This window comes from Microbacterium sp. AB, assembly GCF_032878875.1.
Taxonomy (GTDB): Bacteria; Actinomycetota; Actinomycetes; order Actinomycetales; family Microbacteriaceae; genus Microbacterium; species Microbacterium betulae.
On the sequence record NZ_CP118157.1, the window covers coordinates 2,742,391 to 2,759,307 of the forward strand.

At 70.6% G+C, this 16,917-nt stretch carries 19 protein-coding genes; 1 reads left to right on the forward strand and 18 read right to left on the reverse strand.

The window, feature by feature from the left end; translation table 11 throughout:
- Positions 1-20: 20 nt before the first annotated feature.
- The 14 genes from rpsQ to N8K70_RS13090 form a co-directional block, all read right to left on the reverse strand.
- Positions 21-305 carry a 30S ribosomal protein S17 gene (gene rpsQ / locus N8K70_RS13025; RefSeq protein WP_317138773.1) on the reverse strand — a complete coding sequence of 95 codons (285 nt, stop codon included), beginning with the start codon at positions 303-305 and terminating at the stop codon, positions 21-23.
- A complete protein-coding gene (gene rpmC, locus N8K70_RS13030) occupies positions 305-607 on the reverse strand; it encodes a 50S ribosomal protein L29 (protein ID WP_317138774.1) in 303 nt (100 codons plus the stop codon). Before rpmC ends, rpsQ begins: the two co-directional genes overlap by 1 nt.
- On the reverse strand, positions 607-1,026 hold the full coding sequence (gene rplP / locus N8K70_RS13035; RefSeq protein WP_317138775.1) for a 50S ribosomal protein L16: 420 nt from the start codon (positions 1,024-1,026) through the stop codon (positions 607-609). The genes rpmC and rplP overlap by 1 nt, the downstream gene beginning before the upstream one ends.
- The gene (gene rpsC, locus N8K70_RS13040) at positions 1,026-1,781 is read right to left on the reverse strand and encodes a 30S ribosomal protein S3 (RefSeq protein ID WP_317138776.1); all 756 of its coding nucleotides are present in this window, start codon (positions 1,779-1,781) and stop codon (positions 1,026-1,028) included. Before rpsC ends, rplP begins: the two co-directional genes overlap by 1 nt.
- Positions 1,781-2,176, reverse strand: a complete 396-nt coding sequence (rplV, locus tag N8K70_RS13045; protein WP_317138777.1) for a 50S ribosomal protein L22 — start codon at positions 2,174-2,176, stop codon at positions 1,781-1,783. The genes rpsC and rplV overlap by 1 nt, the downstream gene beginning before the upstream one ends.
- Positions 2,177-2,197: 21 nt before the next feature.
- Complete coding sequence (rpsS, locus tag N8K70_RS13050; RefSeq protein WP_317138778.1) at positions 2,198-2,479, reverse strand: 30S ribosomal protein S19; 282 nt, start codon at positions 2,477-2,479, stop codon at positions 2,198-2,200.
- Between the two features lie 11 nt (positions 2,480-2,490).
- The gene (gene rplB, locus N8K70_RS13055; protein ID WP_317138779.1) at positions 2,491-3,330 is read right to left on the reverse strand and encodes a 50S ribosomal protein L2; all 840 of its coding nucleotides are present in this window, start codon (positions 3,328-3,330) and stop codon (positions 2,491-2,493) included.
- A gap of 24 nt (positions 3,331-3,354) precedes the next feature.
- Positions 3,355-3,654, reverse strand: a complete 300-nt coding sequence (gene rplW / locus N8K70_RS13060) for a 50S ribosomal protein L23 (RefSeq protein ID WP_317138780.1) — start codon at positions 3,652-3,654, stop codon at positions 3,355-3,357.
- The gene (gene rplD / locus N8K70_RS13065) at positions 3,651-4,310 is read right to left on the reverse strand and encodes a 50S ribosomal protein L4 (protein WP_317138781.1); all 660 of its coding nucleotides are present in this window, start codon (positions 4,308-4,310) and stop codon (positions 3,651-3,653) included. The genes rplW and rplD overlap by 4 nt, the downstream gene beginning before the upstream one ends.
- A 5-nt stretch (positions 4,311-4,315) precedes the next feature.
- Positions 4,316-4,975 (reverse strand): 50S ribosomal protein L3, encoded by a 660-nt coding sequence (rplC, locus tag N8K70_RS13070; protein WP_317138782.1) that lies wholly within the window; start codon positions 4,973-4,975, stop codon positions 4,316-4,318.
- 8 nt (positions 4,976-4,983) lie between these two features.
- The gene (gene rpsJ / locus N8K70_RS13075) at positions 4,984-5,292 is read right to left on the reverse strand and encodes a 30S ribosomal protein S10 (protein WP_156242027.1); all 309 of its coding nucleotides are present in this window, start codon (positions 5,290-5,292) and stop codon (positions 4,984-4,986) included.
- A 411-nt stretch (positions 5,293-5,703) separates the two neighbouring features.
- On the reverse strand, positions 5,704-6,597 hold the full coding sequence (locus N8K70_RS13080) for an aggregation-promoting factor C-terminal-like domain-containing protein (RefSeq protein WP_317138783.1): 894 nt from the start codon (positions 6,595-6,597) through the stop codon (positions 5,704-5,706).
- Positions 6,598-6,939: 342 nt separating this feature from the next.
- Positions 6,940-8,538, reverse strand: a complete 1,599-nt coding sequence (locus tag N8K70_RS13085; protein WP_317138784.1) for an N-acyl-D-amino-acid deacylase family protein — start codon at positions 8,536-8,538, stop codon at positions 6,940-6,942.
- Positions 8,539-8,632: 94 nt separating this feature from the next.
- A complete protein-coding gene (locus N8K70_RS13090; protein WP_317138785.1) occupies positions 8,633-9,886 on the reverse strand; it encodes a type III PLP-dependent enzyme domain-containing protein in 1,254 nt (417 codons plus the stop codon).
- Between the two features lie 165 nt (positions 9,887-10,051).
- Here N8K70_RS13090 and N8K70_RS13095 point away from each other — a divergent pair, with 165 nt between their 5' ends.
- The gene (locus N8K70_RS13095) at positions 10,052-10,456 is read left to right on the forward strand and encodes a RidA family protein (protein ID WP_317138786.1); all 405 of its coding nucleotides are present in this window, start codon (positions 10,052-10,054) and stop codon (positions 10,454-10,456) included.
- Between the two features lie 125 nt (positions 10,457-10,581).
- On the opposite strand, the gene N8K70_RS13100 is transcribed toward N8K70_RS13095, so the two are convergent.
- From N8K70_RS13100 to N8K70_RS13115, 4 genes are all read right to left on the reverse strand, one after another.
- Positions 10,582-10,800, reverse strand: coding sequence for an Rv0909 family putative TA system antitoxin (locus tag N8K70_RS13100; protein WP_317138787.1), 219 nt, complete (start codon positions 10,798-10,800; stop codon positions 10,582-10,584).
- 118 nt (positions 10,801-10,918) lie between these two features.
- Entirely contained in the window at positions 10,919-12,514 is a 1,596-nt protein-coding gene (locus tag N8K70_RS13105) for a sugar transferase (RefSeq protein ID WP_317138788.1), read from the reverse strand.
- A 103-nt stretch (positions 12,515-12,617) separates the two neighbouring features.
- Positions 12,618-14,669, reverse strand: a complete 2,052-nt coding sequence (locus N8K70_RS13110; RefSeq protein WP_317138789.1) for a DUF4012 domain-containing protein — start codon at positions 14,667-14,669, stop codon at positions 12,618-12,620.
- Positions 14,666-16,912, reverse strand: a complete 2,247-nt coding sequence (locus N8K70_RS13115) for a glycoside hydrolase family 5 protein (RefSeq protein ID WP_317138790.1) — start codon at positions 16,910-16,912, stop codon at positions 14,666-14,668. Before N8K70_RS13115 ends, N8K70_RS13110 begins: the two co-directional genes overlap by 4 nt.
- Positions 16,913-16,917 lie beyond the last annotated feature (5 nt).

Sequence of the window (16,917 nt, forward strand, 5' to 3'; positions counted from 1 at the left end):
CCCAGCGAGCCCCGGGAGGCTTACTTGGCCTTCTCGAGGATCTCGACCAGGCGCCAGCGCTTCGTGGCGCTGAGCGGGCGGGTCTCGTTGATGACCACGAGGTCGCCGATGCCGGCGGTGTTCTGCTCGTCGTGCGCCTTGAGCTTCTTCGTGCGGCGGATGACCTTGCCGTAGAGGGGGTGCTTCACGCGGTCCTCCACCTCGACGACGATGGTCTTGTCCATCTTGTCGCTCACGACGTAGCCGCGGACCGACTTGCGGTACCCGCGCTCGGCGGGCGCCTCGGTCTTGTTCTCGGTGGCCATCACTCAGCCTCTCCCTCGGCGACGGGCGTCTCCGCCTTCTTCGCCTTGCTCTTCTTGGCCTTGGTCTCGACCGGGGCGGGCGTGGCACGGATGCCGAGCTCGCGCTCACGGATCACGGTGTAGAGACGGGCGATGTCGCGCTTGACGGCGCGGATGCGGCCGTGGCTCTCCAGCTGGCCGGTGGCCGACTGGAAGCGCAGGTTGAACAGCTCTTCCTTGGCCTTGCGCAGCTCCTCGACGAGGCGCTGGTCTTCGAACGTGTCGAGCTCCTTGGGGGCGAGCTCCTTGGTGCCGATCGCCATTACGCGTCGCCCTCCTCGCGCTTGATGATGCGTGCCTTGAGCGGCAGCTTGTGGATTGCCCGGGTCAGCGCTTCACGAGCGAGCTGCTCGTCCACGCCCGAGACCTCGAAGAGGACGCGACCCGGCTTGACGTTCGCGACCCACCACTCGGGCGAGCCCTTGCCGGAGCCCATGCGGGTCTCGGCCGGCTTCTTCGTGAGCGGACGGTCGGGGTAGATGTTGATCCACACCTTCCCGCCGCGCTTGATGTGACGCGTCATGGCGATACGAGCGGACTCGATCTGACGGTTCGTCACATAGGCGGGCGTGAGCGCCTGGATGCCGTACTCGCCGAAGGAGACCTTGGTGCCGCCGGTGGCCTGGCCATCGCGCTTGGGGTGGTGCTGCTTTCGGTACTTGACCTTGCGGGGGATGAGCATTACGCCGACGCTCCTTCCGCGACCGGAGCGGCCTCGTCGTTGCGACGCGGGCCGCGGCGGCCGCCACGGTCGCGCGATGCGGGCTTACGCGAAGCCTCTTCACGCGCGAGTTCCTTGTTGGTGAGGTCGCCCTTGTAGATCCAGACCTTCACGCCGATGCGGCCGAACGTGGTCTTCGCCTCGTAGAAGCCGTAGTCGATGTTCGCGCGCAGCGTGTGCAGCGGCACACGGCCCTCGCGGTAGAACTCCGACCGGCTCATCTCCGCGCCGCCGAGGCGGCCCGAGACCTGGATGCGGACGCCCTTGGCGCCGGCGCGCTGCGCGCCCTGCAGTCCCTTGCGCATGGCGCGGCGGAAGGCCACGCGGGCGCTGAGCTGCTCGGCGACGCCCTGCGCGACGAGCTGAGCGTCGGCCTCGGGGTTCTTGACCTCGAGGATGTTCAGCTGGATCTGCTTGCCGCTGAGCTTCTCGAGCTCGCTGCGGATGCGCTCGGCCTCCGCACCGCGACGGCCGATGACGATGCCCGGGCGTGCGGTGTGGATGTCGACGCGCACACGGTCGCGGGTGCGCTCGATCTCGATGCTGCTCACGCCGGCGCGGTCGAGCGACGTCGTGAGGAGCTTGCGGATCCGGATGTCCTCGGCCACGTAGTCGGCGTAGCGCTGACCCGGCTTCGTCGAATCCGAGAACCAGCGCGAGACGTGGTCCGTGGTGATGCCGAGGCGGAAGCCGTACGGGTTTACCTTCTGTCCCATTACTTGCTCGCCTTCTTCTTGCCCGCCGTCGCCGCATCGGCGACGTCCGGCGTGGAGAGCACGACCGTGATGTGGCTCGTGCGCTTCTTGATCTGGAACGCGCGGCCCTGGGCACGAGGCTGGAAGCGCTTGAGCGTCGTCCCCTCGTCCACGAAGGCGTTCTTCACGTACAGGTCCTGCTCGTTCAGGTACTCACCGGCATTGCCGGCCTTGACCTGCGCGTTGGCGACGGCCGACTCGACGAGCTTGTAGATCGGCTCCGAGGCCGACTGCTGTGCGAACTTCAGGATGGCGAGTGCCTCCTGAGCCTGCTTGCCCTTGATGAGAGCGACGACACGACGAGCCTTCTGAGGGGTCACGCGGATGTGTCGCACGCGGGCGATGGACTCCACCATTTCTCTCTCCTCTCGGTCGCCTTAGCGGCGACGGCCCTTCTTGTCGTCCTTCACATGGCCGCGGAAGGTGCGGGTGGGCGCGAACTCGCCCAGCTTGTGTCCGACCATGGACTCGGTCACGAACACGGGGATGTGCTTGCGACCGTCGTGCACGGCGATGGTGTGTCCCAGCATGGCGGGGATGATCATCGAACGGCGTGACCAGGTCTTGATGACGTTCTTGGTTCCGGCTTCGTTCTGCGAGACGACCTTGCGAAGCAGGTGCTCGTCGACGAAGGGGCCCTTCTTCAGACTGCGTGGCATCTTCTTGACTCCTACTTGCGCTTCTTGCCGGCGTTACGACGACGAACGATGAGCTTGTCGCTTTCCTTGTTCGCGTGACGGGTGCGACCCTCAGGCTGACCCCACGGCGTGACGGGGTTGCGACCACCGGAGGTCTTGCCCTCACCACCGCCGTGCGGGTGGTCGACCGGGTTCATGGCGACACCGCGGACGGTCGGGCGGACGCCCTGCCACCGCTTGCGGCCTGCCTTGCCCCAGTTGATGTTCGACTGCTCGGCGTTGCCGACCTCGCCGATCGTCGCGCGGCAGCGCACGTCGACGTTGCGGACCTCGCCCGAGGGCAGACGGAGCTGCGCGTAGGGGCCGTCCTTCGCGACGAGGCGCACGGAGGCGCCCGCCGAACGGGCCAGCTTCGCGCCGCCGCCGGGGCGGAGCTCGATCGCGTGCAGGACGGTGCCCGTGGGGATGTTGCGCAGCGGCAGGTTGTTGCCGGGCTTGATGTCGGCGCCGGCGCCGGACTCGACGATGTCGCCCTGGCGCAGCTTCTCGGGCGCGAGGATGTAGCGCTTCTCGCCGTCGAAGTAGTGCAGCAGCGCGATGCGGGCCGTGCGATTGGGGTCGTACTCGATGTGAGCGACCTTCGCGTTGATCCCGTCCTTGTCGTTGCGACGGAAGTCGATCACGCGGTACTGGCGCTTGTGACCGCCGCCGATGTGACGCGTCGTGATGCGTCCCTGGTTGTTACGGCCGCCCGTCTTGGCGAGCGGACGGAGCAGCGACTTCTCGGGCGTCGAACGCGTGATCTCCGCGAAGTCGGCCACCGACGAGCCGCGTCGACCCGGGGTCGTGGGCTTGTAGTTGCGAATAGCCATTTCTCTCTATTCCTTCCCGGCGCCTCAGGCGACAGCCGTGAAGATGTCGATGGTGCCCGACTTGAGCGTCACGATCGCGCGCTTGGTGTCCTTGCGCTTGCCCGTGCCGAAGCGGGTGCGGCGGGACTTGCCGACGCGGTTGATCGTGTTCACCGAGGCGACCTTCACGTCGAAGATCTTCTCGATCGCGAGCTTGATCTCGGTCTTGTTCGACCGGGGGTCCACGATGAACGTGTACTTGCCCTCGTCGATCAGGCCGTAGCTCTTCTCGGAGACGACGGGCGAGATGATGATGTCTCGCGGGTCCTTGTTGAGAACGGTCATGCCGAGACCTCCTGGGTGGCGCCGGTCTTCAGCGCGATGAACGCGTTGATCGCGGCCTTCGTGAACACGACGTCGTCGGACGTGACCACGTCGTAGGCGTTGAGCTGGTCCGCGGCCAGGACGTGGATGCCCTGGAGGTTGCGGACGCTCAGCCAGGCGAACTCCTCGGCGCGGTCGAGCACGACGAGGACCTTCTTCGACGGGGCGACCTGCGCGATGAACGACGCGGCGGCCCTCGTCGAGGGCTTCTCGACGCCGAAGGACTCGACGACGTGCAGGCGTCCGCCGCGGAAGCGGTCGCTGAGCAGCCCTGCGAGGGCTGCCGCGATCATCTTCTTCGGGGTGCGCTGCGAGTAGTCGCGCGGCTTCGGGCCGTGGACGATGCCACCGCCGGTCATGTGCGGCGCACGGATCGAGCCCTGTCGGGCGTTGCCCGTGCCCTTCTGCTTGAAGGGCTTGCGGCCTGCGCCGGAGACCTCGCCGCGACGCTTGGTCGAGTGGGTGCCCTGGCGAGCCGCCGCGAGCTGCGCGACGACGACCTGGTGGATCAGCGGGATGTTCGTCTTGACGTCGAACACCGAGGCGGGAAGCTCGACCGAGCCGGTCTTCTTCCCATCGGTGCCGAGGACGTCGAGAGCGAGAGTCGAGTCAGCCATCTGCCTCAGGCCCCCTTCACAGCGTTGCGGACGAAGACGATCCGGCCGCGCGCACCGGGGACGGCGCCCTTGACGAGCAGCAGGCCCTTCTCGGCGTCGACGGCGTGGACCGTGAGGTTGAGGACGGTCACGCGCTCGCCGCCCATACGGCCGGCCATGCGCATGCCCTTGAAGACGCGGCTCGGGGTCGACGACGCGCCGATCGAGCCGGGCTTGCGGTGGTTGCGGTGCGCACCGTGCGAGGCGGAGACGCCCTTGAAGTTGTGGCGCTTCATGACGCCCGCGGTGCCCTTGCCCTTGCTGGTGCCGACGACGTCGACCAGCTGCCCGGCCTCGAACGTGCCCTCAGCGGTGAGCTCCTGGCCCAGGCTGTAGTCGGCGGCGTCCGCGGTGCGGATCTCGGTGAGGTGACGACGCGGCGTCACACCCGCGGCCTCGAAGTGGGCCGTGAGGGGCTTGTTCACCTTGCGGGGGTCGACCTGCCCGTAGCCGATCTGCACGGCGCTGTAGCCGTCCTTCTCGGCCGTGCGGATCTGGGTGACCACGTTCGGGGCGAGCTCGATCACCGTGACGGGGATGAGCTTGCCGTTCTCGTTCCAGACCTGCGTCATGCCCAGCTTGGTGCCGAGCAGGCCCTTCGAAACCTTGTTGTTGATGTCAGCCATGTCGGACCTCAGAGCTTGATCTCGATGTTGACGTCAGCGGGGAGGTCCAGGCGCATGAGCGAGTCGACGGCCTTGGGGGTCGGGTCGACGATGTCGATGAGGCGCTTGTGGGTGCGCATCTCGAAGTGCTCGCGGCTGTCCTTGTACTTGTGCGGCGAACGGATGACCGCCACGACGTTCTTCTCCGTCGGGAGGGGCACCGGGCCGACGACCTGCGCACCCGCGCGGGTCACGGTGTCGACGATCTTGCGTGCCGACGAGTCGATGACCTCATGGTCGTACGACTTCAGGCGAATGCGGATCTTCTGTCCCGCCATTGTCTGTCTCTCTTTCCGCGTCGTACCTCACGGGCATTGGACGCACTGCGGCGCTCTCGCGCCTCCGGCACATCGAGGCCGTCCGAGGACGGCGCATGCTGCACCACTGTTCTGCTGTCAATCGGGCATCCGGGACACCCGCCAGCCGCACTCCTCCCCGGGAGGGAAGGGGGGTTGTCGTGTTCTGCTGCCCGCGGCCTAGATCTCTGCGTCGCAAGACGCCGTCTATGCACTGCCTGGCAGTGATCCGAGATGCACGCGGAAGCACGCACCGGCATGTGGAACCTGTCTATTCTGCCATCGCCCGGACGCTTCTCGCAACCCGGGCGTGTCGCGCCGCGGGCCCCGCGACGAGAAGGGCGGGCGAGGGGCCGAGGCGCCCCCGCCCGCCCGGCTGCCGGACGGCTCGGATCAGTACCAGCCGGTCGACTCGGAGTGGCTCCAGGCGCCGCAGGGCGTGCCGTAGGTCGACGCGATGTAGCCCAGGCCCCACGCGATCTGCGTCGCGGCGTTCGTCTCCCAGTCGGCGCCGGCGCTGGCCATCTTGCTGCCGGGGAGCGACTGCGGGATGCCGTAGGCGCCGCTGGAGGCGTTCATGGCCGTGTACGACCATCCCGACTCCCTGTTCCAGAGCGAGACGAGGCACGAGAACTGATCGTCGCCCCATCCGTACTGCTCGGACGCCATCGTGCGCGCGGTCGCCTGCGCGCCCTCGACGGTGTTGTCTCCGGCGGCGGCCTCGGCGGCCTCCGCCTCAGCGGCTTCTGCGGCGGCCTGCTCGGCCGCGGCCTGCTCGGCTGCCGCCTTCTCCGCTGCGGCCTTCTCCGCTGCGGCCTTCTCCGCCGCGGCCTTCTCCGCCGCGGCCTGCTCGGCAGCCTCGGTGTCGGCGCGCACGGCGTCGATCTCCTCCTCGACGTCGTCGACCACGCCCAGCACGGTGACCACGGGGAGCTTGTCTGAGGCGCTGAGCTCGTCGACGTACGCGCTCAGACGCGAGGTGTCGACGGAGGGATCGGCCTCGTCGACGGCGGCCTGCGCGTTCTCCCGCGCCTCGGTCGCGGCGGCGAGGGCGCCAGGGTCGGAGACGGCCGCGGTCACCTCGTCGGCCGAGCGCGGCACGGGGTTCGGCTCCGCTGCGGCCGCGGCGACGCTTCCGCCGGCCGCCGAGAGGCAGAGGGCGAAGGCGGCGCCCATCGCCCAGCGGCGGCGACGACGACGTTCTCTCTCCTGGCGCAGGAGCACGATGTGGTTCGGTCGGGGGAACGGAGTGAGCAGGGGCTCACCCGCTTCGATCTCACGGGGCATTCAGGGTCCTGTCTTGCTCGCCGGCGTCGGGTACGCCGGGCACAAGACGAAGACCCTGAACGGCGAGTCTGGACGGTCACTGCGCTCCGCCCCGGAGAACGATGAGTGCTCCATTCATACGCATCGAGTCATGTAACGGTTGTGTAACAGGAGATCGGCGTCCTGGCGCGGTTCGTGACCCGACGACGCCTGCCCCGCGCGGGGAAGCTTCGAGTCGCCTGAAAATCGGCCTCACGGCTCGCTTCGCGGGCGTCGTTCCTCCTCGGCGCGCACGAGGAAGCGGATGCGCAGTGCGGAGGACATGCGCACCGGACGGGTCTCAGGCCCCTCCGCGCACCGCGATCAGCGTCGCCCGGACCGCAGCGCCCGGCCCGGCAGAAGGCCGGTCCGCTCGGACTCCTCCATGACGGCGGCGCCGGCCACGAACACCCACGGGATGCCGGATGCCTGCTGACGGGGACGATCGAACGTGGCGCGGTCGCTCACCGTCGCGGCGTCGAAGACGACGAGGTCCGCGATCGCGCCGGGCCGGACCACTCCCCTGTCGCGCAGTCCGAGGCGAGCGGCGGGACGCGCCGAGAGGTGCACGACGGCGTCCTCGAGCGACAGCACCTCCTCCTCGCGCACATAGCGCGCGAGGTACCGGGGGAACGTGCCCCAGCCCCGGGGATGGGGCTTGGCGCCGACGAGGATCCCGTCGCTTCCTCCCGTGTGGCGCGGATGGCGCATCATCGTGCGCACGTTCGGCTCGTGACCGACGTGCTGCAGGATGCTCGTGCCAAGACGATCGGCGACGAGCAGGTCGAAGAACACCTCGGCGGCGGGCCGACCCTGCGCCGCCGCCAGTTGCGCCACGGTCGCCCCGACGCGGTCCGACAGCGCGTCGTCGCGCACCCCCGCGATCTCGATCGTCGACCAGTCGGCGACGACGCCGTGGCATCCGTCCGTCCCGACGACCTCGAGCTCGTGACGGATCCGCTCGCGCAGCCGCGGGTCGCGCAGTCGCGCGAGCGTCGTCTGCGGGCCGCCCTCGGCGGCCCAGCTCGGCAGCAGCGCCGACAACGTCGTCGCCCCCGCGAGGTACGGGTAGGTGTCGAGCGTGACGTCGACGCCGTCGGCGATCGCCGCGTCGACGAGCGCGACGAGCTCCGGCGCACGATCCCGGTTCACGTCGAAGTTCATCGTGGCGTGCGTGAGGTGCAGCGCGCATCCCGAGCGCCGGGCGATCTCGATCATCTCGGCGTAGCCGTCGAGGGCGCCCTCCCCGTACGAACGCTGATGCGGCGCGAAGTACCCGCCGTGCCGTGCCACCGGCTCGCACAGCGCCACGAGCTCGTCCGTCGAGGCGAACATCCCCGGCACGTAACTCAGGCCCGCGCTCATCCCGAAAGCGCCGTCCTCGAGGCCGCGCTCCACCTCGCGACCCATCCGGACGATCTCGTCCTCCGTCGCCGTGCGCCGCTCGGCGCCCACGACGTTCGTCCGTACCGTGCCCTGCGGCACGAGGTACGCGACGTTCGTCGGCGAGCCGTGCGCGTCCACGGCGTCGAGGTACTCCCCGACCGTGCGCCAGGCGAAGTCGACGCCGTCGGGCACGCCGTTCCAGCCGGCGATCTGCTCGCGCATGATCGCCATCGTCTCGTCGGTCGTCGGCGCGTACGACAGCCCGTCCTGTCCGAGGACCTCGGTCGTGACGCCCTGGGCGACCTTCGCGAGATGGACGGGATCGCTCAGCACCGCGAGATCGGAGTGCGCGTGCATGTCGACGAAGCCCGGCGCGACGACGCGCCCGTCGGCGTCGACGACGCGCGCTCCGGCGGGGGCCGCGACCTCGCCGACCTCGACCACGCGCCCCTCGCGCACGAGCACGTCGCCATGGGCCGACGGCCGTCCCGTGCCGTCGACGATCCGCGCTCCGCGGATGACGGTGCCCGCCGTCATCCGCCCCGCCCTGTGCGAGGGAGGGGGCGGGCTCCGCGCCCGGCGGCCCGGACGCCGCCGCCGGCGAGCGCGGCTCTCCCGTGCGGGTGGGCGGTCATCCGAAGGCGGTCTCGACGAGCCCGATCACACGCGGCGAGGCGGAGTCGACGTCGTCGACGAGCGGCAGGGCGCCCCACTTGTCGAAGGTCGTGCAGGGGTGCGACAGCCCGAACCGGATGACGTCGCCCACCTGCACTCCGGCTTCCTCCGGCACGCGCACGAAGGTGTGCTGGTCGTTCATGGCCGTCGCCTCCGCGCCGTGCAGCGGCTCGACGTCCGCCGCCCCGAAGCGCCGCAGCGCCTGCGGCTCCGGCAGTCCCTCGTCGAAGGGGAGGTCGCGCTTCCCGGCGTCGACGAGGGCGAGCCCCGGCTCCGGGCGCGACACCACCGTCGCCCAGCCGTGGATCGCGGAGCGGAAGGAGCCCCCGCCCGCACGCGAGAGGGGCGCGATCCCCCGGTAGAAGCCGTCGTCGTGCGTGATGTACGCGCCCGATCGCAGCACGACGTCGATCGCGCGTCCGCGCACGCCGTCCGGATCCGCCCTGTCCGCCAGGACGTCGACCACGATGTCGAAGTACGCGCTGCCGCCCGCCGTGATGAGGGCTCGCCCCGCATCCGGATAGAGTCCCGCGCTCTCGAGCTCGTCGTGGAGGGACACGAGATCGCCCACATAGGAGCGCACGATGCGCAGCGACGCCTCGTCGCCCGCGTGTGCGAGCGCTCCCTCGTAGCCGGCCACGCCGGCCACGCGCAGCCGCGGCGACGCTCCGACGGCCGCCGCGACGCTCCGCGCCTCGGCGCGCGTGCGCGCCCCCGTGCGTCCGCCCGGCGCGCCGAGCTCGACGAGCACGCCCAGCCGCCCGATCCCCTTCGCGCCGGCCAGCGCGTCGTCCATGATCTCGACGGCGCGCAGGGAGTCGGCCCAGACGACGACCTCCGCGGCGTCGAGGCGAGGGGCGATCGCGCGCAGCGCGTCGGGCTGAACGAGGGCGTTCGCGAGCATGACCCTCGGCACTCCCCAGTCGAGCGCCATCGAGAGCTGCCAGGGGGTGGCGACCGTGATGCCCCACGCCCCCGCGTCGAGCTGCCGCTGCCAGAGCTCGCGGCTCATGGTGGTCTTGCCGTGAGGGGCCAGGCCCACGCCGTGCGCGCGCGTCCACCGCGCCATCGTGTCGATGTTGTGCCGCACCGCGGCGTCGCTGAGGGTGACGAGCGGCGTCGGGAACGTCGACAGCGCGGGCCGGCGCTCCCCCAGGGTCGCCACGTCCTCCGGACGAGCGGCGAGCGGGAGCGCCTTGCGTGTCGACATGCGGTGCCCTCCGACGGATCGTGTTGCAGATCACGCAATGCTCGTTGCGCCGCCTGCTCGTATCTGTCTAGCATGTGGTGCTGCTCGCAGGTCTCGACGACGCCGAGCTCGGCTTCCCCCGCGGGCGGGTCTTCCCGCTGCCCCGTCCGCCCCGAAGGAGAACCCATGACCGAACGTCTCGCCGTCCGCACCTCCGACGCCCCCGCTCCCGCCCACACCTTCTCGCAGGGCGTGCGCCGCGGGCCGTTCGTCCAGGTGTCGGGCCAGGGTCCCGTGGACCCCGCGACGAACGACTATCTCTTCCCCGGGGACGTCGCGGCCCAGACCGTCCGCACCCTGCAGAACGTCGAGGCGATCCTCGCCGCGGCCGGCGCGACGTTCGACGACGTCCTCATGCTGCGGGTGTACCTCACCGCCCGCGACGACTTCGCCGCCATGAACGACGCGTACGGCGAGTTCGTCTCCGCGCGCTGCGCCAGCGGCGTCCTCCCCGCCCGGACGACGGTCTTCACCGGGCTGCCGCGCGAGGAGATGCTCGTCGAGATCGACGCCCTCGCCGTCACGGGCTGAGACCCCTCGCCCACCGTGCCCGCCCCCGAAGGCCACGGGCGCACACGGACGACCCTGCCCCGAGCGCGCCGGGCGGCGTGCATGACGGAAGCCCCCGCCGTCTCCGGCGGGGGCTTCCTCTCGGGCTAGCGGTCGTTCCCGAGGCTCCCGTCGAGCTTGTCGCGCACCTCGTCGACCTTGCCGTCGACCGAGTCGGGGAGGACCTTCTTCGCGAAGTCGGCCGCACCGCCGAGCACCCTGTCGCTGACGTCCTCGGCCTGATCGCTCTTCAGCGCGTCGTCGACCTTGTCCTTGTTCTGCGCGTACAGACCCTTGCCCTTGTTCACCAGGTCTTCGAGACCCATGTCGCCCTCCCGGCTTGTCCACGGCGACCGTCGATCGGGTCGCACAGCGTTCATTCTGGCACCGGCGCCGACGGCCCGGAAGACGCGACGCCGCGTGTCAGGGAGCGGCGGGGACGGCTCAGGACGCGGTGTCGCCGGGGAGCAGCGCGGCCTTGCCGGTCTTGAGCAGGATGACGAGATCGTTCATGACGCTCCAGTTCTCCACGTACGAGAGGTCGAGGCGCACGCTGTCGTCCCATGAGAGCGTCGAGCGTCCGGACACCTGCCACAGACCCGTGATGCCGGGCTTGACGAGGAAGCGCCGGTAGACGTGCGCGTCGTACTGTTCGACCTCGCGCTGGATGGGCGGACGCGGTCCGACGAGAGACATCGACCCGCCGAGGACGTTGAAGAGCTGGGGGAGCTCGTCGAGGCTGAACTTGCGCATGACGCGGCCGACCCTCGTCACGCGGGGGTCGTCCCTCATCTTGAACTGCACCTCGTTGCCCAGGTCCTGCTGGTCGATGAGGTCCTCGAGCAGCTTGTCGGCGCCCACGACCATCGAACGGAACTTGAGCATCCCGAACTCGCGTCCGTGCCGGCCGATGCGCGTCTGCCGGTAGATCACGGGGCCCGGCGAGGTGAGCTTCACGACGGCGGCGAGCACGAGCAGGAGCGGGCTCAGCAGAGTGACGATGAGGAGCGAGCCGAAGAGGTCCATCATGCGCTTCACGAACCGCTGGGCGGGCGAGAACCTCGGCGTCTCCACGTGCATGAGCGGAAGGCCCGCGACGGGACGCATGTGGATGCGCGGGCCGGCGATGTCCGTGATGCTCGGCGCGAGGACGAGGTGCTGCTTGCCGGCCTCCAGCGCCCACGACACCTGCTTGACCCGCTGCGGCCCGAGCTCGTCGGTGCTCGTGATGACGACGGTGTCGGCGCCGGTGACCTCGATGGCGCGCTCGACGGAGTTGACGCTTCCCAGGACGGGGATGTCCGTGCCGCCGAGGTCGCTCGTGACGCGCCCGGTGGGGATGCAGGCGCCCACGACGCTGTACCCGGTGCCCTTCGTGCGCTTGAGCTCACGGCCGAGGTGCGCGACGGAGCGCTCGGATCCGACGAGGAGCACCCGCGCGGAGTACTCCCCCGTCGCCCGTCGGCGCGCGAGCCAGCGGCGCCACAGCCAGCGCTCCAGGAACAGCGCGAGCACACCCGTCGGGAGCGCGATGAGCAGATAGCCGCGCGCGATCTCGATCTTCAGCAGGAACGCGGCGATCGCGATGATCCCGAACAGCATGAAGCTCGCGTCGAGGATCCGCTTGTACTCCGCCGCACCCGCTCCGATGACGCGGTCCGAGCGCGTGTCGTTCAGGGCGAGCGCCATGGTCCACAGCAGCACCACGACGACGGACAGCACGGTGTACGAGGTGAGGACGGGCCAGGCGGGGATCGGCATGGCCGTGGCGAGCGGGGTGTGCACTCCGAGCCAGCCGAGCTGGGTCCCGAAGACGACGGCGGCGATGACGACGAAGTCCGTGAGCAGCAGACGCCGGGCGAACCGCCTGCGCCAGTCGAATCGGGGCGGGGGCGTGCTCCCCACGACGGGGACCTTGCCGCTCGCCGTGCGCAGCACGGCCGGGAACGTGGTTCCGCCCGTGAGCGCCGAGGCGGTCGCCGCGGCGGCGGATTCCGCATCCGCGCCCCGCTGACCACGTCGTGTGATCTCAGTCGTCAAACGTCAGCCCTCGGCTCATCGTCGTTAGATGGTCTGAGGCAGTGTACCGTGCAGGATGTTGTCAGGCGGGTGTCGGCGCGCTGCCCGCGAACGACACCCGCGGTCAACCACACTCCGTGATGGCCCCCGTCGTGGCCTGCACCATGGGCGTCGACCGCAGCGCGAGCGGCCCGAAGTCGCCCTCGCCGGAGAACGTCGCGGTGACGGTCGCGAGCTCGCTCGGGGCGAGGTAGGTCTCGAACCACGCCACCGGGCGGTCGAGGTCGACGACGTCGTCGCGCTGCAGGGAGACCTGGCGTCCGTCGACCTCGACGGAGTCCACCGTCGTCCCGGGGGGGCCGTAGACGTACACCTGCGTTCGGAATTGCGACGAACCCCATGTGGCGCTCTTGACGTAGTCGGGCAGCGCGTCGGCCGATGCCTGGTCGAGGTCGAGGTGCAGCGTCGTCGTCACCGCGACCTGCGTGCTCGACTCGCTGCACGTCTCGACGACGTCGATGTTCGACTTCATGTAGTAGTCGATCTTCGACGCCGACTCGTCGCGGAAGAAGACGCCCACGGTCGTGGACTCCTCGTTGTCCTTCGGCAGGATGCCCGACACGCGCTCGGCCGCGATCTGGCTCTGGACCTCGTCGTGCGCGCTGTAGAAGAGGATGTTGCCGCCCTCGATGCCGTGCTGGACCGCCCACAGCATGGACTGGATGTCGAAGTCGCCCGTCGACACCTTCGCGAACACCTGCTCGGCGACGCTCGCGAAGAACTCGTCGACGACGTCGGGGTTCTCGTAGCTGTTCCAGCGGCCGTAGACGTCGCTCAGCAGCAGCTGCGCGGCGTTATCGCTCGTCATGACGTCGCCCGTGTCGAGCGTGATCGGACCCGTGGCCTCCAGGATGTAACCGAGCGCGACAGGGTCGATGCCCGCGACGCCGTCGATCGTGTCGTCGGCGATGTCGCGCTGCCAGAACGCCGACGTGATCGCGGCCATCGTGGGGAAGTCGGGGCGGCTCGCCGAGGTGTTGATGTGGTCGACGAGGTAGTTGTTGTAGAGGTCGAGCGCGCTCTGGTCGACGTCGACGTCGACGGGCACGCCCTCTTGGAAGTCCGCGCTGGACGCCTGGTTCGCGATCGCGAGGTTGCCCGCGTTCGCGTTCAGGAGCGTCTGCGAGGCGGCCGATCCGCCGAGGCCCACCGACTCGGCGTTGTTCTGGAACACGAGCAGGTAGTTGCGCTCGCCGTTGGCGCCGAGCAGCTCGGGCCCGTACTCGAAGGCGGGCGCGGCGAGCTGCATGACGGTGTCGACGAGGTTCACGCCCGTCTGCACGGGAGCGATGAGCGAGCCGGAGTCCTTCACGCCCTCGATGCCGTCCGCGATGCGCACGACGTCGTCGGTCGAGCCCTCGAGCAGCGGCAGGATGCGCGCGATGATCGACTCGTCGGTGTCCTTCGACATCTCCTCGAGCGCGGGCACGCCCACGTCGTTGCTCACGACGTCGAGCGCCTCGGCGGCGAGGCGCACGCCGCGCAGGTTGTCGCCCGCCCACGGGATGAACTCGGCCACGCGCCAGACGGGGTCGACCGCCACGCTCGCGGCGGCCGCGGCGTGCTCGCCGAGGATGGGCACCGACACCTCCAGGGTGCCGCCGTCCTGGATGTGGTTCACGACGCGCTGCGCCGACTCGAGCTCGCCCTTCACGATGAGGACACGCGCGCCGAGCCAGAGCCCGGCGACGACGAGCACGGCCACGCCGATGATCACGCCGAGGCGGATCCTCCGCCTGCGCGACGCCTTCCCCTCGCCGTCTCCGCCGTCCTTCGCGGGAGGCCGGGGCGGGTCGGACGGCGGCTGCGCGACGCCGGACGAGGGCGCGGCGCCGGACGGCGTCGTGTCGAGGCGCGTGGTCGCCGTCCGGTCGGCCGCAGGCCGCCCGGACGACACGTCCATCGCGATCGTGGGAGCGTCGGCGGTCCCCCCCGCGGACGCGGCCCCGGCGGGTCGGCGAGGATCGTCCCGCCGGCCGGCGAGGTCGATGCGCTCCGTCGCCGCCGCGTCGATCCCGGTCGCGTAGAACCCGGCGACGTCGGTCGACTCGTCGGCGCGGAGCTGCCGGGCGGCATCGGCCGCCCGCTGCGCTTCGCGCCGGGCTCGGCGACTCATGGGCGCGTCCGACGCACCGTCCTGCGAGTGGGGCATCCTCTTACCCTACGGAACCAACTGTGAGAAACCCGCGTTCCCGCCTCGGGACGCGCCACCCGATCGTCCTCCGGCGCGGCCTCGGGTGACGGCGACGAGGACGGATCGCCTCCGTCCGAGGCCTCGATGACGACGGGCGAATCGGTCAGCGACACCGTGACCCTCCCGTCTTCCGGCGTCACGCGGGAGACCTCTCCGCGCAGGGTCGTGACGATGACGTCCGTCGCCGAGGGGAACGTCGCCTTCCGCGTCCCCGACGTGCTCCACGCGACACGGACCACGTCGTCCCCCGCGCCGAACCGGTACGAGTGGGCTCCGCCCGCGAGGTCGTCGCGCCCCGCGGCGTCCCGCCCGCCGATCGCCTCGATGAGGAGCGTCTGCGCGAAGGCCGCGGGCTTGGGGCGCAGGGCGGACGCGCCGTCCTCGCGCTGCGAGAAGAGGCCGAAGTTCCCCTCGTGCAGGTCGTCGTCGGCGCTGTCGTTGACGAGGTCGTACCAGAAGACCCTGTCGGCCCCGCTGCCGAGGGCCGTCGTCTCGGCGCGCACGAGGTAGGCGGCCTGGTCCCAGAGCGACAGCCCCTCGCCGCGTTCGTCGCCCGTCGTCCATCCGAGCTCGGTGAGCCAGATCGGACGCGTCTCCCCCGTGATCTCCCTCATCCGCTCACGCGCGTCCGCGAGGTAGCCCGCGATCCGCTCCGGGGCGTCCCACGCGTTGTAGGGGTGGAAGCTCACGATGTCGGTGTCGTCGATGGCCCCGCCTCGCCACAGCTCCTCGAGCCAGTCGCCGTCGTACGTCGAGATCCCGCCCACGACGACGGGAAGGTCCGGGTCGATCGCGCGCACGCCCTCCGCCGCCGCCCGGACGAGCAGGGCGTAGCACCTCGCCTCCGCGCCGCACTCCCCCGAGTTGAAGCGCAGGCTGTCGAACTCGTTGAAGACCTCGAGCCCGATGACGTCGTAGCGGTTCGCCACGACGCCCGCGTACCGCCCGAACGCCTCCACGGCCTCCGGCGACGACGGCGTCCTGCCGTCGTCGTAGAGCGAGTTCTCGTAGTTGACGATGCCAAGCAGCCCGATCCCGTGCGAGGCCAGCACGTCGAACTGACGCGTGACCTCGTCGGGGAAGAGGTAGACGCCGGGCTCGTACTCGCTCGCGCTCCACGTGACGCTGTGCCGCGCGGCGCCGAATCCCACCGCCCGTATCGCGTCGGCCGCGCCGGTGTTCGAGTCCGCCAGGAGATGGGCCGCGATCCCGAACCGGCCGTCGGAGACGGGCCTCGCCCCCGCGAGGTCCACGACCGCGAGCGAGGCCGACGCCTCGGCGCCGTCCGCGTCGGTGACGGTGACGGTGAGATACCCCTGCGGGGCGCCGTCGAGAGCGACCGGCGTCACCCCGTCGCGGAGCGTCGCCGTGCCCTTCGCGACGGTCTCGCCGGCCCGCCGGACCCGCCACGTCGCGTCGCCCTCGGCCATCCGCACCGCCAGGACGGGGGCGGCCTCGGGCAGGATGAGCGTGTCGTTGACGATCCCGGTCCGCGACCGGACCCTCTCGAACGAGCCGTCGACGACGACGTCCGCGCCGCCGCCCTGGGGCGTCATCGAGATCTCGTCGATCGAGAGCCCCTCGACGGGGCCGAGCAGCCGGAGGCGGACGTCCGCGCGGGTCTGCCCGGGCTCCGCGGTGAACGTGCCGGTGACGGCCGCCCAGCCCGAGCTCAGCGCCGGGAAGCCGATGCGCGTGGAGTCGACCTCGAGAGCCGCGGCGACGTCCGCCGCGGACGCCGTGGCCGTGCGCGCGCTGAGCGAGACGCGGTAGGTCTCTCCGGGGACGACCTCCACCGTCGTGCTCAGCGCCGTCGTCGCGCGTTCGACGACCGGCGCGTCGATCGCGACCGACACGTCGCCGTCCCGCGCGTCCCCGACCTCGGGGCGGACGTCGGCGACGACGGTCTGCGAGGCGGTCCTCCACCCTTCGACCGCGCCGTCGACCGGCGCCGAGGCGGGGGCCGCGGCGTCCTGCGGGGATGCGCTCTCCTGCGCGGACGGGTCCTCCTCCGCCGACGGCGACGGGTCGTTCACCTGCGCCTCGCGGTCCGCCGGCGATGCCGCGAGCAGGCCCAGGGCGAGCGCGCCGACGACGAGGACGGCCGCGACGACGAGCACGCCCGCGTCGGCGGAGGGCCGCCGTCCCGCGCGTCCGCCGGTCACACGAT